Below are 21,605 nucleotides of genomic sequence, written 5' to 3'. Positions count from 1 at the left end.
GGGCCATGTCCGAACAACAGATGCCTCGCCGCAATACGATCCACGCCGCTTTTGCGGAAAAGCTGGACGCCATCCTGTCCGCGCTCGAGATGGAGGGCAATCTTCCGCCCGAGACGCCACGCGCCGGGGTGACAGTGGAGCCGCCGCGCGATGCTTCGCATGGCGATCTGTCCACGAACGCCGCGATGGTGCTGGCGAAGAAGGCCCGCACCAACCCTCGTGACCTGGCCGCGAAGATCATCGAGAAGCTGGACCGCGATGCCGACGTGGAAAGCGCCGAGATCGCAGGGCCGGGCTTCATCAATCTGCGCCTTGCAGAATCGACCTGGCGCGAGGAGGTGGCCGCCATTGCCGCACTGGGGGATGATTACGGTCGCTCCGACATGGGTGCCGGCACGCGGGTGAACATCGAATATGTTTCCGCCAACCCGACCGGGCCGATGCACATGGGCCATTGCCGCGGCGCAGTAGTGGGCGACGCACTGGCGGCACTGCTGGAGCATGCCGGGCACGAGGTCATTCGCGAATATTATGTCAACGATGCCGGTGCGCAGGTCGATACGCTCGCCCGCAGCGCGCATCTGCGCTACCGCGAAGCCTTGGGTGAGGACATCGGCGCGATACCCGAAGGCCTTTATCCGGGCGAATATCTGCGTCCCGTGGGAGCAGCGCTGGCCGAAGAACTCGGCGAAAAATATGTCTCGGCGCCAGAGGAAGAGTGGCTGCCCGTCTTCCGCAGCCAGGCGGTTTCCGCGATGATGGATCTGATCCGGCAGGATCTGGCCCTGCTGGGCATTCATCACGACGTGTTCGCTTCGGAAGCGGAGTTGCAGAACGCGGGTAAACCGTACGCTGCCGAACAATGGCTGCGTGCGCGCGATCTCGTCTTTGACGGTGTTCTCGAAGCGCCCAAGGGCAAGACGCTGGATGATTGGGAGCCGGTGGAGCTGCCGCTGTTCCGGTCGACGAAGTTCGGGGACGATCAGGATCGCCCCATCCGCAAATCCGATGGGAAGTGGACCTATTTCGGTGCCGACCTCGCGTATCACATGCAGAAGGCGGAAGATGCCGATGCGCTGATCGACATCTGGGGCGCCGACCATTCCGGAACGGTGAAGCGGATCAAGGCTGCCGTCGCCGCGCTGTCGGAGGGTGAGGGCAGGGCCATAACCTTCGATGTGAAGCTGGTGCAGATGGTTAATCTGCTGCGGGACGGCGAACCAGTGAAGATGTCCAAGCGTTCCGGCAATTTCGTCACTCTGGCCGAGGTCGTCGAGGAAGTCGGCAAGGATGTCGTCCGCTTCACCATGCTGACGCGCAAGCCGGAAGCGCAGATGGAATTCGACTTCGCCAAGGTGATCGAACAGTCGAAGGATAATCCGGTCTTCTACGTGCAATATGCCAATGCGCGTATCCATTCGACTTTGCGCAGGGCCGCGGCCGATGGCATTGCGCCTTCTCACGAGAATATCGACCTGCTCGGCACGGCTGACCTCGCGCTGGTCAAGCAGGCGGCGCAGTTCCCGCGGATAGTGGAAGCGGCGGCGCAGGCGCGGGAAGCGCACCGTATCGCCTTCTACCTCTACGATCTTGCGGCGGCTTTTCACGCCTATTGGAATGCGGGCAATGACGATGCTGCGAAGCGGGTCATCACCGCCGATCGTGATCTGACAGCGGCAAGGCTGTTCCTCGTGTCCCAGGTTGCGCAAGTGATTCGTAACGGTCTTGCTATATTGGGCGTCGAACCTGTCGAGGAGATGTGACCATGGCCGACAACGGACGCCGGGACGATGATTACGAAGCTGGCGAAGGTGCCGATCCTGAATTCGCGCCTGATGGCGATGAAACCGGCTTTTCGCCCGAAGACTACCGCGCGGCCGATGAGTACCGGACCGGCGATCATGCAGAGGCAGATGGTGCATACCGCACGGATGACGAACTCGCTCTCAGCCGAGAGGACGAGCGCCTGCCGTGGCTCGAATCGGCAGATGATGACGAGGAAGAGGGCGGCGTCGACACGGCCCGGCTGATCGGTTTCGTCCTGCTGGCCTTGCTGGCACTGGCCGTTCTGGTTGGCGGCGGCTGGTATCTTGCCAATACCAGCAGTGACGGCGGGATTGTCGCCGATGGCAGCACCATCGAAGCGCCCGACGAACCATACAGGACCCGGCCCGCAGATCCTGGCGGCAAGGAATTCGCCGGCACGGGCGATGTCGCGCCCGCGGTCGCCGAAGGTCAGACCCGCGAAGGACGCATCGCCGAAAACGACGCGCCGCGCCCTTCCATCAACGTGGCACAGGAAGAAGAGGCACCCGAACCGGAAGAGACGCCCGAACCAGCGATCAACGGAGTCGCTGTGCAGGTGGGTGCCTACTCGAACGAAGCCACGGCCGAGGCTGGCTGGCGCGAATTGCGCTCGCGCACGGATCTGCTCAATGGCGTGAATTACCGCATCGTTCGCGGCAACGCAGACATCGGCATAGTCTACCGTCTGCAGGCGGTCGCGGGCGACCTGTCGTCCGCTCGCCAGCTGTGCACTTCGTTGAAGAACGACGGCGTCGCCTGCCAGGTGAAGCCCTGAGCCAGCGCTGCAAGCGTCAGTAATGTCCACAACGCGGGTTTCGCAATCGCTTGCGAAACCCGCGTTTTCCTGCGATTCCCGCCTGCATGACACCAGCGATCTTCGGCATGTCGGGGGCCAGGCTCACCGACGATGAGCGTGACTTCTTTCGCGACAGCGTGCCTGCAGGCTATATCCTGTTCGGTCGCAATTGCGTTGATCGCGAGCAAATCCGCGCATTGACTGCCGAATTGCGCGCCCTGCATGGGCAGGACGATCTCTTCATCTGCATCGATCAGGAGGGTGGCCGGGTCGCGCGGATGAAGCCGCCTGAATGGACGCGCTTTCCCGCCGGCGAGATCTTCGACCGCTTGTACCAGGTGGCACCCGCATCTGCGATGCAGGCGGCGCGGCTGAACGCGCATGCTCTGGGTCTGGAGCTTGCGGAGGTGGGGATCACCGTGGATTGCCACCCCCCGCTCGATATCCGCTGGCCAGGCGGCCACGATGTTATCGGCGACAGGGCACTGGGCGCCGAACCGATGCAGGTTGCGGCGCTGGGCCGGGCGATCCTGCAGGGGCTTGCCGATGCAGGCGTTGCAGGGTGCATCAAGCATATGCCCGGCCATGGTCGATCGAATACCGACACGCACAAGAGCATGCCGACGATCGAGGCAAGCGCCGAAGAGCTTGCAATTGACATGCAGCCCTTCCGCGCGCTCAATCACGCGCCCATCGGCATGACGGGTCATCTGCTGTTTACTGCATGGGACACGGAAAACGCCGCGACTCTGTCGCCGACGATCATCGAGAACCAGATCCGCGGTCATATCGGTTTCGACGGTCTGCTGCTCACCGACGATATCGACATGCAGGCACTATCGGGGACGATCCCCGAGCGGTCCTCCCGCGCGATTGCCGCCGGCTGCGATCTGGTGCTGAATTGCTGGGCGAAGATGGATGACATGACCGGCATAGCCGCCGCCTTGCCCCAAGCAGGTGCGAAAACCCGTGAGCGCCTGCGGGCGGCGCTGGAAGGGACCGGCGCCAGGGAAGGCCCGCCGGACAAGGCAGAACTGCTCGCTGGTCGTGACGCCTTGCTCGCTGCGGCGGGGATTGCCGGGTGAGCGGCACGGGGTTGCTGTTTGCCGTTACGGAACCGGCAGGCGCCCGTGCTACCGATCATGGGGCGGGACCGACGACCGCAGATGACGCGGCGCTCTATCTCGAACTCGACGGGTGGGAAGGACCGCTGGATCTGCTGCTGGACCTTGCACGGCGGCAGAAGGTCGATCTCCGCGCCATCTCCATTCTTTCGCTGGTCGACCAATATCTTGATTACATAGAACAGGCCGAAGCGCTGAAGCTCGAACTCGCGGCCGATTACCTCGTAATGGCGGCATGGCTCGCTTATCTGAAATCCGCTCTGCTGCTTCCGGCTGAGGAGCAGGAGGAGCCGGGGCCGGAAGAGCTGGCGCTGCGCTTGCAATTACGGCTGGCACGGCTCGGCGCGATGCGGGAAGCGGCGGCTCGTCTGCTTGCCCGCGATCGGACGGGGCGAGATGTCTTCCTGCGGGGGGCGCCCGAAGGTCTGCGCACCGATCGCAAGGTTAAATGGCAATGCGACTGGTTCGCATTGATCCAGGCCTACGGACAAGTGAAGGCCCGCACCGCGCCTGCAGTCCACATGGTGCGCGACAGGCCAGTCATGACGCTCGAAAGCGCTCTGGAGCGGGTTGCGGCCATGCTGGGCGTCAGCCGCGACTGGATGAGACTGGAAGACTTGCTGCCCCCCGTGGCCGAGCCGGGGTGGGAGCGGCCGCGCCTTCGCCGCAGCGCGCTCGCTTCCAGCTTCGTCGCCGCGCTCGAACTTGCGCGTACCGGGCGCGCCGAATTGCGGCAGAATGGCGCTTTCCAGCCGATGCTCCTGCGCCGCACTGCATCGTGAATCCCCCGGCAGAAGAGGCTGATGCGCTGACGAGGGCAGTCGAAGCGACGCTTTTCGCCTCCGAGGAGCCGCTGACGATCGCAGCATTGTCCGCTCACCTCGGCGATGCGGATGCAGCCGAGATTCGCGCCGCGGTCAATGATCTTGAAACGTTCTACGCCGGCAGGGGTGTGGCACTGGTCAGGCGCGGCGCGGCCTGGCACTTCCAGACCGCGCCGGATCTTGCCCATTTGCTACGGCGAGAACGCGAGCAGGTGCGGCGCCTGTCGCGGGCGGCCACCGAAGTTCTGGCGATCGTCGCCTATCACGAACCCGTCAGCCGGGCGGAAATCGAGAGCATCCGCGGCGTTCAGACGGCGAAGGGAACGCTGGACGTGCTGATGGAGGCGGGTTGGATCCGCGCCGCCGGACGAAGGGATGTGCCCGGAAGGCCCGTAATCTACGCCACCACTCAGGAATTCCTGGCGCATTTCGGCCTCGCCTCGCGCCGCGACCTGCCGGGCATAGACGAATTGAGAAGCGCCGGATTGCTCGACCCGGTAGATGATGCTTACGATGCGCTGTCAGGTCCGAACGAAAGCGACGGAGCTGCCGGTCCTGACTGATGCATCGCTGGCAAAGTCCGGGCACATCCACTATATCGAAGCATGGAACCTAGGCAAAAAAGGATCGCCTCATGGGTAGTATTGGCCCAATTCAGCTGCTGATTATCGCCGTCGTCATTCTCGTGCTTTTCGGCCGGGGCAAGATTTCGGAGATGATGGGCGATTTCGGCAAGGGCGTGAAGAGCTTCCGCGCCGGAATGAGCGACGAGGACGAGGCGCATGCGGCAGAAGCCAAGCGCCTGAACGCCCCGGCGTCGCATAACGCACCTGCAGTCACGCCCGCTCCGCCGGCCACTGGCAACGCACAGGAAACAGCCAATGTTGCGGATGCTGCCGGGCAGGATGCAGCCACGCGCGGCGACGCGCCCCGCTGACCTGACGGGCGGGGACCATGTTCGATATCGCTGCGAGCGAAGTTCTCGTCGTCGTCATCGTGGCGATATTGGTCATTGGCCCCAAGGACATGCCCGCCGCTCTTCGCGCCGCCGGTCGCTGGATCGGGAAGATCCGGCGAGTGTCCGGCCATTTCCGTTCCGGGCTCGACACGATGATCCGCGAGGCGGAGATGGAGGATATGGAACGCAAGTGGCGCGAACAGAACCGCGCGATCATGGCGGCTCACCCCGATGTCATGACAGCGGAGGACTCTGGGATAGTGCCCGATGACGGTGCTGCAGGCGCATCCACGGCCTCGTCTGCCGATGACAAGCCGCACAGCGAAAGCGCAGAAGATAGCATGGGCGTTTCGGCCGAAAGCCGCGCACAGGCCGAAATGCGGGCCGGAAACGATCCGCAGAATCATGTCCAGCGCCCGCAAACAGACATGGACGCTTCAGACAAGGCGGCACGCTGATCATGGCAATCCAGTTGAGAGATATTGACGAAACGCAGGCCCCGCTGCTGGATCATCTGATCGAACTGCGCACGCGCCTGGTGCGTTGCGTCATAGCGCTGGCGATTGCATTCGCCGTGTGCCTCTATTTCGCCGATGATATCTTCGGCTTCCTCGTCCGCCCACTGACCGTCGCCTTCGCGGAAGGCAACCAGCAGGGCCGGCTGATCTACACGCAGCTTTATGAAGCGTTCTTCGTGGAACTGAAAGTGGCGCTGTTCGCAGCGTTTTTCATCAGCTTTCCGATCATAGCCAATCAATTGTGGGCATTCGTCGCGCCAGGCCTCTACGCGAAGGAGAAGAGCGCATTCCTGCCGTTTCTCATAGCCACGCCGATCCTTTTTACCGCCGGGGCATCGCTCGCCTATTTCGTGGTTATGCCGACCGCGTTCATCTTCTTTCTTGATTTCGAAGGAACGTCCGGGGGGCTGGCGCAGGAAGCATTGCCAGCGATGGGAGAATATCTCGCATTGGTCATGCAGTTCATTCTGGCATTCGGTATCAGCTTCCTGCTGCCGGTATTGCTGCTGCTGTTGAACAAGGCCGGCATTGTCTCACGCGCGCAACTGATCTCCGCCCGGCGTTACGTGATCGTACTGGTGGTGGCCGTAGCTGCCGTGGTTACTCCGCCGGACCCGGGTTCGCAGCTCGTGCTCGCCATTCCGCTGATGCTGCTGTTCGAAGGATCCCTGGCCCTGATGTGGCTGGGCGAACGCCGCATGAAGAAGACAGAAGCGAAGCAGGTGGCCGACAGCTGAACCGGGCCCGCGCGGGTCTCTGTTTCGGATACCGGAGTAATAAACGACTGCTCATTCAGCAGATACAAAAACGGGGCCGAAAGGCCCCGTTTTCATTACGCTATGATCGAACGATCAGGCGCTGATAGCGTCTTCGTCATCATCGACAGCGATGATGATGCCGGCGATCACGGCAGCAGCTGCCAGGATCGCGAGAATGATGCTGGAACCGCCCAGTTCGCTCTCGCCTTCGACGGGAGCGGCAACGCGATCCACGTTGGTCTGCGCCAGGGCAGGCGATGCAACCAGCGAAAGTGCGGCAGCAGCGGCTGCCACGTTACGAATCTTCATATTAGGTTCTCCTCGATTGCTCTAAATTCTAATCTGCTCCGGCCGCCGTAAAGCATGCCGTTTATAGTCGCAACCCCGGTATTCTACTGTCTGGGCGCGATGGCACCGAATAGGTGGCATCTGTTGCCATTTGAAAACACTATCCGAAACGCGTGTGGGATATCACACGCTGACGGCATCGTCGTCATCATCTGCCGCAAGGAAGATGATGGCAGCAATCACCGCCGCGATGCCCCCCAAGAAGACGAGCGTATTCTGCTGCGCTGCCAAATTCATAGAACGCTCGACCGGAGCCTGCGCACGGGCGATTTCTGCCTCGGCCTGCTGAGCCGCGACTGGAGCGGAAACGAGCGCCATTGCTGCCAGTGCAGGGGCCATGATGCGAAACTTCATTCGAATTCTCCGTTTGGCGAAATCCGCATTCCACCTTGCCGACGCTTTAGAAGCAGTCTTGCACGATTGAAACACGCAGTATCCCGCAATCAGACCGACAATGCGGCCGACAATATGAGGGAGCGGTTAACAGCGGCTAAACGCGCGCCCCCACAACGCGCAGCTCGGGTCCGGATCAGTCGCCCCGACGCCAGACCCTTTCCCCGCCAATCCATGTCTCCAGAACCCTCGTGGCACGGAGTTCGGCAGGTGAGGCAATCATCGGATCACGGTCGATAAACAGGAAATCCGCGCGCTCCCCTGGCACAAGCCGCCCGAACCTGCCCTCGGCAAAACCGGCATAGGCTGCGTTCGACGTGAAGCCTGCCAGAGCCATCTCGCGCGAAACCGCCTGTTCGGGCATCCATCCGCCCGGCGGCATGCCCTCGGCATCCGTCCGGGAGATTGCAGCAGCCAGTCCGGCGAAGGGATCGGGAGATTCCACCGGCGCATCGGAGCCGAAGGCTAGCCTGCTGCCAGCCTCGTCAAGCGACGCCCACGCATAGGCACCGGCTAGGCGCGGCGGATCCAGCCGAGCCTCGACCATCGTCCTGTCCGAGGTCTGATGCACCGGCTGCATCGAGGCAATGATGCCGTTCCGGCCAAACAGCGGAATATCCGCCGGATCGACGATCTGCGCATGTTCGATTCGCCAGCGCCTGTCGCCGGGATAGCTGCTAGACAGTTCCTCGATCGCTTCCAGCACTTCGCGATTGGCGGAATCGCCGATCGCATGGATGGCAAGCTGGAAATCCTCCATCGCCGCGCGGCTCATCAGATTGCGCAATTGTGCCTGCGTCATCAAGGGAAGGCCGGTGTTGCCGGGGTCATCGGCATAGGGTTCGAGCAGCCATGCACCGCGCGATCCCAGCGCTCCGTCCAGATACAGTTTAACGCCGTTGAGGCGCAGCCGGTCGTCGTAAAGCCAGGGAGTAGGGGCCGGGCCGCCGATCAGTTCCATGGCGTCCACCCCGTGGGCATAGGCCATGATCCGCATCTTAAGCGTGCCGATATCTCCTGCGCGGCGATAGGTCTGCCAATCCTCGATCGTGGTGCCCATGTCTGCAGCCGCGGTGACTCCGGAGGAGAGCAGACGGCGCTGCGCTGCAAGCAGGGCAACGTCACGGTCATCAGGGCGGGGCGGGGGGACGGCCTTCTGCACAAGCTCGCCCGCGGCATCGACAAACACGCCTGCTGGTGTCTGCGAACCGGCGATGCGTTCTATCCGTCCGCCTGCGGGATCCTTCGTATCGGCGCTAATCCCGGCTGCCGCGATGGCGCGCGTATTGGCCCATCCTGCATGACCGTCCACCCGTTCGAGATAGACCGGCCGATCGCTGACGGCTGCATCCAGTTCCGCGGCGGTGGGAAAGCGTCCCAGTCCCCACAATTCCTGGTTCCAGCCGCGCCCGATGATCCATGGGCGCTCCGGGTTTTCGGCCGCGAAGGCGCGGATCGCCTCCTGCGCTTCTGCCAGGGAACGGGTCTGCGACAGGTCGAGCGTGAGCGCGCCGAAGCCGAGGCCCATCACGTGAAGATGCGCATCGATCATGCCGGGCACCACCACGCGGCCCTGCCCATCGACGCGGTAATCGGTACGCACCGGCCTGCGGTCGCGGCTGTCGAATACCTGCTTCACCCGGCCTTCATCGTCGATCCACATCGCTTCGAAGCGGTCCACTTCGCCGTCTTCATCGATGGTTAGGCCCTGAATATTGTCGACCAGCACATCGGCCTGGGCTGTTTGAGCCAGAACAAGCGCGGGGAGGGCGAGCGCCAGCTTGCAGGCGGTGCGGAGCAGTTGCATTCTCATGTAGTCTTTCCTTCGGAGCCTTCCGGCAGTCGTCTGATCAGGGCGCTGGTATCCTGCCGGCCGGCGCCCATCGCCTGCAGATCGGCATAGAACTGGTCGACCAGAGCGGTCACCGGAGCGGATAGCCCGAGCCGGCGAGCCTCGTCGAGTGCATAGCCCAGATCCTTGCGCATCCAGTCGAGTGCGAAGCCGTGGTCGAATTCGGCCGCGACCATCGTCTGCCAGCGATTCTCCATCTGCCAGCTTTGCGCAGCGCCGCCGGAGATCGCCTCAAGAACGCCTTCCATGTCGAGATCTGCGGCTTCCGCGAGGCGAATCGCTTCCGAAAGGCCGGCCAGCGTTCCGGCGATACACATCTGGTTCGCCATCTTGGCCGTCTGGCCTGCACCCGCAGCGCCGACATGCACGATCCGGGCGCCGTAGCTCTCCATCACGGGCCGCGCGCGGGTAATCGCCTCTTCCGTGCCGCCGCACATGACCGCCAGCCTGCCGTTCTCGGCCCCCGCCTGGCCGCCGGAAACCGGAGCATCGATCGCGGCGAAACCTGCATCGCGGGCGGCGTGGTCCAGCCTGCGGGCCATTGCAGCCGAGACGGTCGTATGGTCGATGAACAGAGCGCCCGGCGCGATCGCAGCGAAAGCCCCCTGATCGCCAAGCGTCACAGCTTCGAGATCTTCATCATTACCCACGCAGGTGAGGACGATCGCGGCTCCGGCCGCTGCTTCCGCCGGCGTCCTGGCGATCTGCGCGTCGTGGCCTTTCGCGCGCTGATCTTCGAGCCATTGCTCCCCGCGGCTGGTGGTGCGGTTGTAGGCCGTGACGGAGTAGCCGGCTGCGGCAACGTGCCCGGCCATAGGTCCACCCATGACGCCGAGGCCGATGAAGGCGATTTTCAGAGGTTCGGTCATGGCCGGGGGATGTGACAAATCGAGCGCGAAAGCAAATGCCGCGGCGGCGCAATGCCCGGCTTGTCCTTCCGCCATTCCCCAGCCTGCATTTATCCCGTAAGGGCCGCTGCCATGACGCACAGCATCGACCAGGCCGCCGCATCCTCCTCTGCCCTAACGGAAGAGCTGCCTCTGACATTAGCCGACGTTCAGGCGGCGGCGGATCGCATCGCGGGATCGGTCGTGCGCACGCCGACCATGTTCAGCCAGACGCTTTCCAACATCACCGGCGCGAAAGTCTGGCTGAAGTTCGAAAACCTGCAGTTCACCGCTGCCTACAAGGAGCGCGGCGCGCTTAATGCGTTGCTGCTGATGGACAAGGCGCAACGCGAACGCGGCGTGATCGCCGCGTCTGCGGGCAACCACAGTCAGGGCCTCAGCTATCACGGAACGCGTCTGGGCGTGCCGGTCACCATCGTCATGCCACGCACCACGCCTACGGTTAAGGTGATGCAGACCGAAAGCGTAGGCGGCAATGTCGTGCTCGAAGGCGAAACCTTCGACGAAGCCTATGCCCATGCCCGCAAGCTCGAGAAGGAACTGGGACTCACCTTCGTTCACCCCTTCGACGATCCGCATGTCGCGGCAGGTGCAGGGACGGTGGCGCTGGAAATGATGGCAGATGCGCCGGAACTCGACTGCATTGTCACGCCCATCGGCGGCGGCGGGTTGATCTCCGGCATGGCTACGGTGGCCAAGGCGCTGAAGCCCGAAATCGAGGTGATCGGCGTCGAGGCTCGCCTGTTCCCCTCGATGCACAACCGCCTGTCGGGCGAGTCTCTGCCCTGCGGGGGCGATACGCTGGCCGAAGGCATAGCGGTGAAGGAACCGGGCCGGTTCACCGAGCAGGTGATCAGGCAGCGGGTCGACGACATTCTGCTGGCGGATGAGGCATCGCTGGAGAATGCCGTTTCCCTGTTGCTGCAGATCGAGAAAACCGTTGTCGAAGGGGCAGGTGCCGCTGGTCTGGCGGCGGTTCTCGACCATCCGGAACGCTTCAGGGACCGGAAAGTGGGCCTGGTACTTTGCGGCGGCAATATCGACACGCGCCTGCTGGCGAATGTGCTGCTGCGCGACCTCGCCCGTTCGGGTCGCCTCGCGCGGCTGCGGATAACCCTGCAGGACCGGCCCGGTGCGCTCTACAAGGTAATGCGCGAATTCGAGGCGCATAACGTCAACATCATCGAAATATATCACCAGCGCATTTTCACGACCCTGCCGGCGAAGGGATTGATCACCGACATTGAATGCGAAGCGCGGGACAAGCAGCAGCTCGACGGGCTGATCGCCGAACTCCAGGGCAAGGGATATTCGGTCAGCCAGGTCGAACTGAACTGACGCGCTGACCGCAAAAACCTGAGGCTGTACGATTCGTGGTTAAAAGGCTTTAACCTCTCGCGCATCGTGGCATAATCACTCGGGCAGGACAGGCGATGCTTCGCCTTTCCGGCCGCAAGGATGAACGACCGACAGGATAACAGCAGCCCCCGTGACCGCCCTATGACCGCCCCCGTCAGATTTCCCCGCTTCTTCGTCACGAGCCCCGCGCCGTGCCCCTATCTGCCGGGCCGCAGCGAACGGAAGGTCTTTACCGAACTGAAGGGCGACAATGCCGACCAGCTGAACGAAGCGCTCGGCCGGATCGGGTTCCGCCGCAGCCAGACGGTCGCTTACCGGCCCAGCTGCGCCAATTGCCAGGCCTGCGTATCGGTACGTGTCGCGGCACTGGATTTTCGCCCCTCTGCCACGCAGCGCAAGAACATGCGCCGCAATTCCGATCTCGAGGTGACGGAATGCCGCCCTTGGGCAACGGCGGAACAGTTCGAGCTGCTGCAGAAATATCTCGGCATGCGCCACCCCGATGGCGGCATGGTGTCGATGGATGAGATGGATTTTGCGGATATGGTGGAACACACGCCGATATCCAGCTATGTGACCGAATACAGGGAACCTTCCGCCGATGGGAAGCCGGGCCGCCTGGTGGGCGCCTGTCTGACCGACCGGCAGGGAGACGGGTTGTCGATGGTGTACAGTTTCTACGACCCTGAACATGAGGCGCGGTCCGGTCTTGGGAACTACATTATTCTGGACCATATTCGCCGCGCGGGCGAAGATGGGCTGCCGTATGTCTATCTCGGCTATTGGGTCGATGGGTCGCCGCGCATGCAGTACAAGGTGCGCTACAGGCCGCTTGAACGGCTTACCCCGGGCGGCTGGGTGCGGATGTCAGCCGAACAGCAGGACGCCCTCATCGCCAGTTCCGTCGCCGGCACCGGTAAAGCCGGGGCAGGCACCGCACCGGGCGAGAAATGGCAACCTTCCGGTTCCCACAAGAAGGTCGCAGCAACCAGCAGCTGACATCGCCGTCCGCAAGTCCGCATTGCAGCAGCTGGCGTTGTCCACCGCTGCCGTTGCTCTTTGCCTTCCTCTTTCCCTTCATGCGCAAGACGGATCGGTGTCGCCGCGCCTAGAGGATCTGATTCCCGATTCAGCGGTGGCCAATCCGCAGGAATGGGCTGTCGAAACCGCTCCCGATGCCGCCGATCTGCCGGAGCCGGTCGCAGAATTGCCCGAACTCGCAGCTGATTCGCCCTTGGCGGACATGCCGCTGATCACCGTTCCCTGGCCGGAAGACGATCTCGATCTGCCGCAGCTTGCGCCGCTCGAGCCTGAAGACGACATCGAATTCGCCACTTTCGACGAACCGCTGCTGGCACCGCCCCCGGTGCTGGTAGAGCGGCGGATCGACGACAATCTGGTGATCGCCTATCCGGAACGCGCCGAAGATTTCCCGCCGCGTGACGATTTCGTCGAGAGATTTGCTGCTCTCTCCACTCTGGAGGAGCTGGAAGGCGAGGAAGCGAATGTCGCCCAGCTGACGGCGCGGGCGCGCCGCGACGAGGAATTGCTCGGGACCCTTCTACGTATCTACGGCTATTACGATGCGCAGGTCTCGCGCACCATTGCTGCACCGCAGCCCGCCGCAGGCACTGCGTCCGCCGACGCCGGGCGCACCACGGTACGTTTCGACATCATTCCCGGCCCGCGTTACCGCTTTGGTGAGATCGACCTCGGCAATCTGACTGCAGCGCCTGATTATGACGAACTGCGCGGTGCCTTTGACATCGCCAGTGGGATGGACCTTTCGAGCGACCGGATCGTCGAGGAACAGGTCGATCTCGACATCGCGCTGGGCGAAAGCGGCTATGCCTTCGCCGAGATCGATGCGCCCGAACTTGTGGTCGACCATGCACGGCTGGAAGGCGATCTGACGATGGTCGTTCGCCCCAACGGCAAATACGCATTCGGCGGCGTCGTGAGCTCCGATCCCGAATTCCTCGGCAGCGAGCATCTGGCAGGCATCGCTCGCTTCGAGGCTGGCGACATCTACCAGCGCAGCCTGGAACTGGATCTGCGCCGTGCAGTGACGGCAACCGGTCTGGTCTCGACCGCGAGTATAACGCCGCGCCGGATTGCGGAGCCGCAGGGCGATGAACCGGGCGTGGTGGTGCTGGATGTCAATTTCACCCGTGCGCCGCTGCGGACCGTGGCGGGCGCAATCGGCTATGGGTCGGAAGAGGGTATCCGCCTCCAGGCCAGCTGGGAACATCGCAACCTGTTCCCGCCTGAAGGATCGCTGCGGGTGCGCGGCATTCTGGGAACGCAGGAACAATTGGCCGGCATCACCTTCCGGAAGAACAATTTCGGCGGGCGGGACAAGGTGCTGACGCTGGATGCCTATGCCAGCACGCTGGACAGCGATGCCTATGACGCCCGTACCGTCGCGCTCATCGGCACCTACGAGCGCCTGTCCACGCTGCTGTTCCAGAAGCCGCTTAGCTGGGGAGGCGGCTTCGAACTCATCGCCACGGATGAGGCCCCGGCCTCGGTGCGCGAATCGCAGACTCCGCGCGAAACCTATTTCGTGGCGGCGCTGCCCGGCCAGGCGCTGATCGACACGACGGACGACCTGCTCGATCCGACGACCGGCTACCGCCTCGGCTTGCGCCTTTCTCCCGAAATCTCCCGCAACCGCGGCACGCAGAGCTTCTACCTGCGCAGCCAGATTGATGCGAGCTACTACCGCCGGATGTCCGAAGGGGTGGTGCTGGCGGGCCGGGTGGCAGTGGCGAGCATCCCGGGAGCGAATCTTATCGATATCGCACCTTCCCGCCGCCTTTACGCAGGTGGCGGCAGTTCGGTACGCGGCTATGGCTTCCAGCAGATCGGTCCGCGCAATGCGTTTGGCGAGCCGAACGGTGGCCGTTCGCTGGTCGAGCTGGCACTGGAGGCCCGCATCCAGACCGGCATCTTCGACGGGGCGCTATCGGTGGTCCCCTTCGTCGATGCCGGAACGGTCAGCGTTGGTGCCGCGCCCACTCTGGACGTGCTGCGGGTCGGCGCGGGGGTCGGGATACGGTATCAGACCGGGTTCGGCCCGATCCGGGTCGATCTCGGCGTTCCGATCAACCCCGGGCCGGACGACAATCCCTTCGCCGTCTATGTGTCGCTGGGGCAGGCCTTCTGATGGCCGGCGACCACCTTGACGATATTCGCGAAGACGGCGCTGGCAATGCTGCTGGCCATGATCGCAGGGCTGGCTCTGTTGCTGCACGCATTGTGCGATGGTCGCTCGGGATAATTCTGGCGTTCGCGCTTGTTATCGTCGGCGGATTGGCCGCGCTCGATACTGCGCCCGGCAGGCGCTTCCTGATCGACAGGATAGAAAAACTGGCGCCCGCATCCGGCCTCGGCATCACGATTGGACGCATCGAGGGGAGCATCTACAGCTCCGCCACGCTGCACGATGTCGCGCTGTCCGACCCTGAAGGCGTGTTCCTGTCGCTGCCCACCGTGGCGCTGGACTGGCGCCCCTTGCGCTGGTTCACCAGCGGTCTGGACATCCGCGATCTGCTGACGCGGGGCGGCACCTTGTATCGCCTGCCCAATCTCCGGCCGGGCGATCCGGAATCGCCTGTTCTGCCCGATTTCGACATATCCATAGACCGTCTTCGCATCACCGACCTGACGATTGCGCAACAGATTCTCGGCGGGGGAAGTCGCACGATCGATCTGGCGGCCGAAGCCGATATTCATTCAGGCAGGATATACGCCAAGGTGCGCGGTGGCCTCGGCGGAGGCGACCGGCTGTTCGCGCTGATCGACGCCATGCCCGACGAGGATCGCTTCAACCTCAGCCTCGACTACGCTGCGCCTGCGGGCGGCGTTCTGGCCAGCCTGCTTGGCGCGGACGAGGATTATCGCGCAATCGTCGACGGGCAGGGATCGTGGACGAACTGGGCAGGGCGCTTCCTTGTGGAGCGCGCGGGCACGCGTTTCGCGGTCTTCCGCCTCGCCAACCGCAGCGGCGAATATGCAATCGCAGGTCAGGTGACACCGGGCACCGCGCTGGACGGCCTGCCAGCCGATCTGGTCGCGGGTGCGCTGTCGCTGAGGGCAACCGGCACTTTGCAGCAGCGCATCCTGCAGGGGCAGGCGAAATTCGCTTCCGATGCGGTGATCGGGGCAGTGCAGGGCCAGGTAGATCTCGGCCGCAATCTGTTGGAGGATGTGCGCTTCGCCCTTCGCCTGCGCCAGCCGGACATACTCGGCGGCGATCTGCGGCTTGAGGGTCTTTGGCTGAGCGGTACCGCCGACGGTGCTTTCGGCAGCCTGAGCATTCGGCACCGGCTGACGCTCGACCGTCTGCTATCCGGTGAAATCGCAGTGACCGATCTCCGGCAGAATGGCACTGCCAGTCTGGATGGATCACGGCTGCAACTGCCCCTGAATGCAGAGGTGGGGCGGATCAGGCTCGGGAACGAGTTGCTCGATCCGCGCCTCGTCGGCGGCACTGTCGCAGGCATGCTGATCGCCGACCAAGGCCGTCTGTTCTCGGATGAATTGCGCGTCCGCTTCCCCGAAACCAGTGCTGAGCTGGCACTGCGCGCGCGGCCTGCCGATGGGGCCTATACTCTGGCGGGGCCGGTTCGGGCGCAAGGGCTGCAATTTCGAAATATCGGCCGTGCCAACGGCAGCGCACAGATCGTTTTCGATGTTGCCCGCAACCAGCCCTGGACCCTGCGAGGCGTTGTCGATGGGAGACTCGTGCAGGTCGCAAATCCCACCCTGACGACGATTGCCGGAGAGAACATCCGCTTCGCCGGAGGAGTGACTTTCGGCAAGGGCCAGCCGCTTTCCTTCCGCCAGTTTCGCGTGAACGCCAGCAAGCTGCAGGCGGAACTCGACGGACGCATCGCGGATGGCCGCACGACGCTGGCAGGACGCGGGCGGCACGTTCAATTCGGGCCATTCACGGTCGAAGGCACGCTGATACCCTCCGGGCCGGAAGCCGTGCTGGTCTTTGCCGATCCGCTGCCGCAAGCGGGCTTGCGCGATGTTCGCGTGGCGTTGCGCCCTGAAGATGGTGGCTTCTCGCTCGCGGCAAGGGGACAGTCTCTGCTCGGACCTTTCGACGGTGATTTCCGCCTGTTCGCTCCGCCCGGGGGCGATGCCCGCATAGCGATCGACCGGCTGCAGGTCAGCGGCACCGATGTCACTGGCGATCTCGTCCTGCAGGGCGGCGCGGCAAGGGGGCGGCTCGGCTTTGCGGAAGGCGGTGTCGATGGTGCGATCCTGCTGGCACCGCGCGCGGGCGGCCAGGGCTTCGATATCGATCTGACCGTCCGCGATGCGCGCTTCGGAGGGGACACCCCGCTCGCCATCGGCCGGGCGCAAGTCGATGTCACCGGCTATCTGGCGGATGGCAACAGCACGATCGATGGCGAGGCGAGTGCGCAAGGCCTCAGCTATGGCAATATTTTTATCGGGCGCCTGGCAGCCGAGGCCGAACTGCGGAACGGGCGCGGCAGGGTGGACGCGCAGATCGCCGGACGCAGGGGCAGCCAGTTCGAACTGCGGCTGGCCGCCAATGTCGCGCCAGAGCGTATCGCGGTCGCTGCACAGGGGCGCTACGCCGGGCGGGACATCACGATGCCGCGCCGAGCCGTTCTGGAGGAAAATGCAAGCGGTGGCTGGACCTTGCGCCCCACGCAGGTGAATTACGGGCAGGGTAGCGCCATCGCGCGGGGCCGCTTTGGCGGGAGCGAGACAGCGCTGGAACTGCAACTGGCCGACATGCCGCTGGCCTTGCTCGATATTGCGGCTGACACCATCGGTCTGGGCGGGACGGTTTCCGGAACTGTCGATTACAGCCAGAGCGCCGGGGGACTGCCGACCGGGCAGGCACGGGTCAAGATCGACGGCCTGACCCGCTCGGGCCTCGTGCTGACATCGCGGCCCATCGATCTTGCCCTCGTCCTGCGGCTGACGCCTGACCGGCTGGAGACGCGTGCGGTCGCGACAGAGGGCGGCGAGAGGCGCGGGAGGCTGCAAGGCCGCATAGCCAATCTGCCGGGGCAGGGCGGGCTGGCCGATCGGCTGCGCAGGGGCAATCTGGCGGCGCAGCTTCGCTATGCCGGGCCTGCTTCGGCCCTGTGGCGTCTGGCGGCGGTCGATACCTTCGACCTTACTGGCCCCGTCGAGATCGCTGCCGATATCACCGGCAATCTCGCCGATCCGCAGGTGCGAGGTTCTCTCTCAACCAGTGATTTGAGGTTGCAGAGCGCGCTTTCCGGAACCGATATCCGCAACATCCAGGCACGCGGCACGTTCAATGGATCACGTCTACGGATCGCCCGTTTCGCCGGTGATACACCGAATGGCGGCACCGTGGTCGGCAGCGGCACGGTCGATCTCGCCAATTTGGGGGCAAGAGGACCGGCACTGGACATCAAGGTCGCGGCATCGAACGCCCTCCTGCTCAATCAGGCCGGTCTCCAGGCCGTCGTGACCGGGCCCTTGCGGCTCGTATCGAACGGCATCGGAGGCACCATCGCCGGGCGCCTGGAAATCGAACGGGCGAGCTGGCGCCTGGGCCGCGCGGCCGAGGAACTGCGGCTGCCGCAGATCGCGACCACCGATGTGAACCTGCCCTATGACGTTGCGCCCGCCCGCCGCCGCAGCGCGCCATGGCGTTATCTCATCAATGCCCAGGGCAACAACCGCATCGATGTGGACGGGCTTGGACTCGAAAGCGAATGGAGTGCCGATCTCAGCATTCGCGGAACGACCGACGATCCCCGTATCGGCGGCGATGCTCAGGTGGTACAGGGCATCTACAGCTTTGCCGGTGCGCGTTTCGACCTGGAGCGTGGCCGCATCGATTTCGACGTGAACGGCCCGATCGATCCGCGCATCAACATTCAGGCGGAAAGCCGTCAGAACGGCATAGATGTAACCGTCAATGTCGAAGGAAACGCGCAGTCGCCCGAGGTGCGCTTCTCCTCTACGCCGATGCTGCCTGAGGAAGAGATCCTCGCCCGTCTTCTGTTTGGAGGATCGATCACCGCTCTGTCAGCAACCGACGCGCTGCAACTGGGCGCGGCGCTGGCATCTTTGCGCGGCGATGGCGATGGCGGGCTGGACCCGATCAATTCGCTGCGCAACGCCATCGGTCTGGACCGCCTGCGGATCGTGAATGCCGATGCCGCCCTGCGGCGCGGAACCGGCATTGCCATCGGCAAGAACTTATCCCGCCGCATTTATGTCGAACTGATTACCGACGGGCGCGGCTACAGCGCGACCAGCGCCGAATTCCGCATCACTCGCTGGCTTTCGCTGCTGGCAAGCATTTCGACCATCGGCCGCGAGAGCGTGGTCGCTGAAGTCAGCCGTGATTACTGACCCGCAACGTTGTGCGTGTGCCTATTCGGAGTCGGTGGATGTTGCCGGTTGCGGAGCAAAGATGCCGTCCAGCGGAATGACAACGCCATTATCCGCCACCAGCGCTCCGCCCGTCAGCGGCACGGAATCTCCGCCCTTGCTGGCGATCAATGTTTCGCCCTGAAGCGAAAAGCTGACCGTTCCCTTGCCCAAGGTCCGCATCTCTACAGGCCCGCCCTGTTCGATAATCGCCTGCCGGATCATCGCCGGCGTGAGGTGTCCGGGCAGAATGTGATCGCGAATGAGCGCCACGATGATCGGCAGCGCCGCCTCGTCATCGATGTTTGGCGGCAAGGCAGATGTCAGCGCATCGTTGCCGGGAGCGAGGACTGTATAGCTTGCTGGTCCGTCGAAAACTGCGCCGAGGCCTGATGTGGTAAGGATCCCCGACAGTCTCGACAATTCGTCCACTCCGGCGATGACGGACGCCAGTGTGCGGGTCGAAACCTGTTCAGCCGGCTCTTCCGCTGGCTGCTCCTCACCGGGACTGCATGCAGCGAGGCCGATCGTTGCCGAGACTGCAATGAACCAGGGGACGCCGCGCCTCATGCGAGCAATTCAATTGCGGCACGAACGATCCGGGTCGCCGGATCGATCTCGTAAACATAGCCATCGGAGTAGCGATAGTCTGCATCGGGGGTATCGCGATATCGCTCCCGATAGGCACCCGGCACATTGTAGATATCGTATCCGCTGGGCGCTATTTCGCCGACGTTGAATTCGTCTCCGGTCAGCAGCGCCGCGATGGAGGTAATGGCTGAAGATTGCGGATTGAGGCGGTAGATGACGTCGCCGGCATAGCCGTAATTGCGCGGCGGCCCAAGATTGTAATATTCAGTGAAATAGTCCGGCACCTGATTGCGCTGGTAGCTTTGCGGCCAAATCCTGCCGATCGACAGCGCTCCGCCCAGCAGCGGGATGTATCCGAGCAAGCCACCGCTGTCGCTGAACCGATAGAGATAGCCGTTACCGTATCGGTAGCGACCGTCCTCAAGATTGCGATAACCGAAGTAGTCGGCTCCGTAGCTGAGAAAGCGCTGCTTTTCCTGCCCGGGTGGCAGGCAGCCGTTGTTCTTTCTGGCGAGGCCCGGCGGGCATCCGCGGATCAGATAGTCGCTTTGCACGAACTGGAACTGTGCACGGTCGCCGACGATACGCCTGGAGATCGGTTGGGTGTTTGCATCGGCCCGGCGCAGATTGCCTTGAGCGGCATTCCGACCGTCGGAACGGGACCGTCCATTGTTCATCGCATCGGCTTTGCGGGATCGACCGTTCGTTTCTCCGGACCGCAGATCGCGTGAAAAACTACGATCTTCAGCGCGACCGGCTGCAGAATTACCGCTTCCCGACGTAACCTGCCCCTTGCCGCGCATGGCGTTCGGACTTGCGCTCTCAGTCGCCCGGTCCGGACCTGTTGCAGGATCTTGCCGCTCATCTGCCGCTTCATCGGAGCGCCGGGAGGGAACGCCTCTATCAGTTCGGTCAGATCCGGCCCGACTGTTCTGCACATCGCCATTCTGCCTCGGCGTCTTGTCGGCTCGCTCACGATCAGCCTCTTTATCGCTTCTCTGTCCCTGTCCTTGTCCCTGTCCTTGTCCCTGTCCTTGTCCCTGTCCCTGTCCTTGGCCCTGAGCGGAGGCGATACCACCCGATACGCCCAAGATGGCGAGCGCAGCAGCGATCATGACAATGTGGCGCATTTGAGCCTCCTTCGTCCTGCAAAACAGGCTCGCTGCGCCATAGGTTCCCCTTTTCCGCCCCTCGAAGCGCACCTGATGCATGGTTTGCGAGCGTGATTAACCGGCAGGCAGGATTTAACCCTGCGAATACAGCGCGGCCTCCGCCCTGCGGCGATTCACCAGGCCGGGAAGAATATTTCCGGCGGCTCTGTTCCAGCGGGCAAATTCGGCAGCCGCGGCAGATTTCCGGCCTGCGCGATGGTGCTTTGTCAGTGTGGCTCGGGCGATTGCTCCCGTGTTATAGTGGAAGCTGACAAGGGCGTCGAATTCGGCTTGCGAGGTGGGAGCACCGCCGATCGCGCGGGCAACCTCCTGCGAATAGCTTGCCAGGTCTGCTACGAGCCGCGCGTCGCACTGGTCCTGCGTCCACAGAGTGCCGCGGGCAATCCCCGTGCCCGTTGCGCCCCATCCTATGGTCCAGGGGTCGCCGCCACTGCCCGGGTCGGGGTAGGCCTCCACCAATCCGTCACGCCTGATCTTCGCACAACCTTCGAATTTCTTGATGAGCGCAATGCCTTCAGCCGAAATCATGGACGAACGCGAGCTGCTCAAGTCGCCACTGTCTTCACGCCCGAGAGCATTCTCGATAGCTAGGTCGAGTTCGATGACCTCGGAAGCGCGAAACCCGCGCCCGAGGATATTCCGAACGGCATCGAAGATGGTTTTGCGCTGCATGAACTGCCTCTCGACCTGGATGAGGAGGCGCAGGCATTACGCAGCAAAGGGCGCTGTAGGAAAGGCTTTTCAGCGTTGAAGCAAATGAGGCGCACGAGATCTCTCCCGCACGCCCCATCAGG

General features: G+C 63.4%; 20 protein-coding genes. 12 read left to right on the top strand and 8 right to left on the bottom strand.

All coding sequences use genetic code 11. The annotated features are described in order from the left end of the window. Positions 1 to 5 precede the first annotated feature (5 nt). The 8 genes from argS to tatC all read left to right on the top strand — a co-directional run bounded on the left by argS (position 6) and on the right by tatC (position 6,763). On the top strand, positions 6 to 1,763 hold the full coding sequence (argS, locus tag G7A66_RS03810) for an arginine--tRNA ligase (RefSeq protein WP_232366622.1): 1,758 nt from the start codon (positions 6 to 8) through the stop codon (positions 1,761 to 1,763). A gap of 2 nt (positions 1,764 to 1,765) precedes the next feature. Next, a complete protein-coding gene (locus tag G7A66_RS03805) occupies positions 1,766 to 2,581 on the top strand; it encodes an SPOR domain-containing protein (protein WP_174294382.1) in 816 nt (271 codons plus the stop codon). An 86-nt stretch (positions 2,582 to 2,667) separates the two neighbouring features. Further along, positions 2,668 to 3,687: a beta-N-acetylhexosaminidase gene (gene nagZ, locus G7A66_RS03800; protein ID WP_174294381.1), complete on the top strand. Its 1,020-nt coding sequence runs from the start codon at positions 2,668 to 2,670 to the stop codon at positions 3,685 to 3,687. Between the two features lie 11 nt (positions 3,688 to 3,698). Further along, positions 3,699 to 4,508, top strand: coding sequence for a segregation and condensation protein A (locus G7A66_RS03795; protein WP_174294475.1), 810 nt, complete (start codon positions 3,699 to 3,701; stop codon positions 4,506 to 4,508). Beyond that, on the top strand, positions 4,505 to 5,113 hold the full coding sequence (scpB, locus tag G7A66_RS03790; protein ID WP_174294380.1) for an SMC-Scp complex subunit ScpB: 609 nt from the start codon (positions 4,505 to 4,507) through the stop codon (positions 5,111 to 5,113). Before G7A66_RS03795 ends, scpB begins: the two co-directional genes overlap by 4 nt. 71 nt (positions 5,114 to 5,184) lie before the next feature. Next, on the top strand, positions 5,185 to 5,487 hold the full coding sequence (gene tatA, locus G7A66_RS03785) for a twin-arginine translocase TatA/TatE family subunit (RefSeq protein WP_174294379.1): 303 nt from the start codon (positions 5,185 to 5,187) through the stop codon (positions 5,485 to 5,487). 17 nt (positions 5,488 to 5,504) lie between these two features. Further along, positions 5,505 to 5,966, top strand: a complete 462-nt coding sequence (tatB, locus tag G7A66_RS03780) for a Sec-independent protein translocase protein TatB (protein ID WP_174294378.1) — start codon at positions 5,505 to 5,507, stop codon at positions 5,964 to 5,966. A 2-nt stretch (positions 5,967 to 5,968) separates the two neighbouring features. Then, positions 5,969 to 6,763, top strand: a complete 795-nt coding sequence (gene tatC, locus G7A66_RS03775; RefSeq protein WP_174294377.1) for a twin-arginine translocase subunit TatC — start codon at positions 5,969 to 5,971, stop codon at positions 6,761 to 6,763. Between the two features lie 114 nt (positions 6,764 to 6,877). Here the strand turns inward: tatC and G7A66_RS03770 are convergent, their stop codons facing one another. From G7A66_RS03770 to G7A66_RS03755, 4 genes are all read right to left on the bottom strand, one after another. Next, complete coding sequence (locus G7A66_RS03770) at positions 6,878 to 7,093, bottom strand: hypothetical protein (protein ID WP_174294376.1); 216 nt, start codon at positions 7,091 to 7,093, stop codon at positions 6,878 to 6,880. 162 nt (positions 7,094 to 7,255) lie between these two features. Beyond that, the gene (locus G7A66_RS03765; protein ID WP_174294375.1) at positions 7,256 to 7,486 is read right to left on the bottom strand and encodes a hypothetical protein; all 231 of its coding nucleotides are present in this window, start codon (positions 7,484 to 7,486) and stop codon (positions 7,256 to 7,258) included. Between the two features lie 175 nt (positions 7,487 to 7,661). Continuing rightward, positions 7,662 to 9,338 carry an amidohydrolase gene (locus G7A66_RS03760; protein WP_408609235.1) on the bottom strand — a complete coding sequence of 559 codons (1,677 nt, stop codon included), beginning with the start codon at positions 9,336 to 9,338 and terminating at the stop codon, positions 7,662 to 7,664. Further along, positions 9,335 to 10,246, bottom strand: a complete 912-nt coding sequence (locus G7A66_RS03755; RefSeq protein WP_174294374.1) for an NAD(P)-dependent oxidoreductase — start codon at positions 10,244 to 10,246, stop codon at positions 9,335 to 9,337. The genes G7A66_RS03760 and G7A66_RS03755 overlap by 4 nt, the downstream gene beginning before the upstream one ends. 111 nt (positions 10,247 to 10,357) lie before the next feature. Here G7A66_RS03755 and G7A66_RS03750 point away from each other — a divergent pair, with 111 nt between their 5' ends. The 4 genes from G7A66_RS03750 (at position 10,358) to G7A66_RS03735 (ending at position 19,030) form a co-directional block, all read left to right on the top strand. After that, on the top strand, positions 10,358 to 11,623 hold the full coding sequence (locus G7A66_RS03750; RefSeq protein ID WP_174294373.1) for a threonine ammonia-lyase: 1,266 nt from the start codon (positions 10,358 to 10,360) through the stop codon (positions 11,621 to 11,623). A 162-nt stretch (positions 11,624 to 11,785) separates the two neighbouring features. Then, the gene (locus G7A66_RS03745) at positions 11,786 to 12,643 is read left to right on the top strand and encodes an arginyltransferase (RefSeq protein WP_174294473.1); all 858 of its coding nucleotides are present in this window, start codon (positions 11,786 to 11,788) and stop codon (positions 12,641 to 12,643) included. A 97-nt stretch (positions 12,644 to 12,740) separates the two neighbouring features. After that, a complete protein-coding gene (locus tag G7A66_RS03740) occupies positions 12,741 to 14,813 on the top strand; it encodes an autotransporter assembly complex protein TamA (protein WP_332310480.1) in 2,073 nt (690 codons plus the stop codon). Beyond that, positions 14,813 to 19,030: a translocation/assembly module TamB domain-containing protein gene (locus G7A66_RS03735; RefSeq protein WP_174294371.1), complete on the top strand. Its 4,218-nt coding sequence runs from the start codon at positions 14,813 to 14,815 to the stop codon at positions 19,028 to 19,030. The genes G7A66_RS03740 and G7A66_RS03735 overlap by 1 nt, the downstream gene beginning before the upstream one ends. 21 nt (positions 19,031 to 19,051) lie before the next feature. Here G7A66_RS03735 and G7A66_RS03730 read toward each other — a convergent pair whose 3' ends face one another. From G7A66_RS03730 to G7A66_RS03715, 4 genes are all read right to left on the bottom strand, one after another. Then, on the bottom strand, positions 19,052 to 19,618 hold the full coding sequence (locus tag G7A66_RS03730; RefSeq protein ID WP_174294370.1) for a fasciclin domain-containing protein: 567 nt from the start codon (positions 19,616 to 19,618) through the stop codon (positions 19,052 to 19,054). Beyond that, a complete protein-coding gene (locus tag G7A66_RS03725) occupies positions 19,615 to 20,316 on the bottom strand; it encodes a hypothetical protein (protein WP_174294369.1) in 702 nt (233 codons plus the stop codon). The genes G7A66_RS03730 and G7A66_RS03725 overlap by 4 nt, the downstream gene beginning before the upstream one ends. Next, positions 20,313 to 20,717 carry a hypothetical protein gene (locus G7A66_RS03720; protein WP_174294368.1) on the bottom strand — a complete coding sequence of 135 codons (405 nt, stop codon included), beginning with the start codon at positions 20,715 to 20,717 and terminating at the stop codon, positions 20,313 to 20,315. The genes G7A66_RS03725 and G7A66_RS03720 overlap by 4 nt, the downstream gene beginning before the upstream one ends. A 166-nt stretch (positions 20,718 to 20,883) precedes the next feature. Beyond that, a complete protein-coding gene (locus G7A66_RS03715; RefSeq protein ID WP_174294367.1) occupies positions 20,884 to 21,483 on the bottom strand; it encodes a lysozyme in 600 nt (199 codons plus the stop codon). Positions 21,484 to 21,605 lie beyond the last annotated feature (122 nt).

The sequence above is a fragment of the Alteripontixanthobacter muriae genome, from assembly GCF_013336795.1.
GTDB lineage: Bacteria > Pseudomonadota > Alphaproteobacteria > Sphingomonadales > Sphingomonadaceae > Pseudopontixanthobacter > Pseudopontixanthobacter muriae.
The sequence above is the reverse complement of the archived record's forward strand: the minus strand, read 5'-3'. Positions and strand labels throughout refer to the sequence as shown.

Bases quoted from the DNA above. Each gene is read 5' to 3' on its own strand.
- G7A66_RS03745 (WP_174294473.1), top strand. From the start codon at position 11,786: ATGACCGCCCCCGTCAGATTTCCCCGCTTCTTCGTCACGAGCCCCGCG.
- nagZ (WP_174294381.1), top strand. From the start codon at position 2,668: ATGACACCAGCGATCTTCGGCATGTCGGGGGCCAGGCTCACCGACGAT.
- G7A66_RS03735 (WP_174294371.1), top strand. From the start codon at position 14,813: ATGGCCGGCGACCACCTTGACGATATTCGCGAAGACGGCGCTGGCAAT.
- tatA (WP_174294379.1), top strand. From the start codon at position 5,185: ATGGGTAGTATTGGCCCAATTCAGCTGCTGATTATCGCCGTCGTCATT.
- G7A66_RS03750 (WP_174294373.1), top strand. From the start codon at position 10,358: ATGACGCACAGCATCGACCAGGCCGCCGCATCCTCCTCTGCCCTAACG.
- tatB (WP_174294378.1), top strand. From the start codon at position 5,505: ATGTTCGATATCGCTGCGAGCGAAGTTCTCGTCGTCGTCATCGTGGCG.
- G7A66_RS03730 (WP_174294370.1), bottom strand. From the start codon at position 19,618: ATGAGGCGCGGCGTCCCCTGGTTCATTGCAGTCTCGGCAACGATCGGC.
- G7A66_RS03755 (WP_174294374.1), bottom strand. From the start codon at position 10,246: ATGACCGAACCTCTGAAAATCGCCTTCATCGGCCTCGGCGTCATGGGT.
- G7A66_RS03805 (WP_174294382.1), top strand. From the start codon at position 1,766: ATGGCCGACAACGGACGCCGGGACGATGATTACGAAGCTGGCGAAGGT.
- G7A66_RS03770 (WP_174294376.1), bottom strand. From the start codon at position 7,093: ATGAAGATTCGTAACGTGGCAGCCGCTGCTGCCGCACTTTCGCTGGTT.
- G7A66_RS03760 (WP_408609235.1), bottom strand. From the start codon at position 9,338: ATGAGAATGCAACTGCTCCGCACCGCCTGCAAGCTGGCGCTCGCCCTC.
- G7A66_RS03765 (WP_174294375.1), bottom strand. From the start codon at position 7,486: ATGAAGTTTCGCATCATGGCCCCTGCACTGGCAGCAATGGCGCTCGTT.
- G7A66_RS03715 (WP_174294367.1), bottom strand. From the start codon at position 21,483: ATGCAGCGCAAAACCATCTTCGATGCCGTTCGGAATATCCTCGGGCGC.
- tatC (WP_174294377.1), top strand. From the start codon at position 5,969: ATGGCAATCCAGTTGAGAGATATTGACGAAACGCAGGCCCCGCTGCTG.
- argS (WP_232366622.1), top strand. From the start codon at position 6: ATGTCCGAACAACAGATGCCTCGCCGCAATACGATCCACGCCGCTTTT.
- G7A66_RS03725 (WP_174294369.1), bottom strand. From the start codon at position 20,316: ATGAACAATGGACGGTCCCGTTCCGACGGTCGGAATGCCGCTCAAGGC.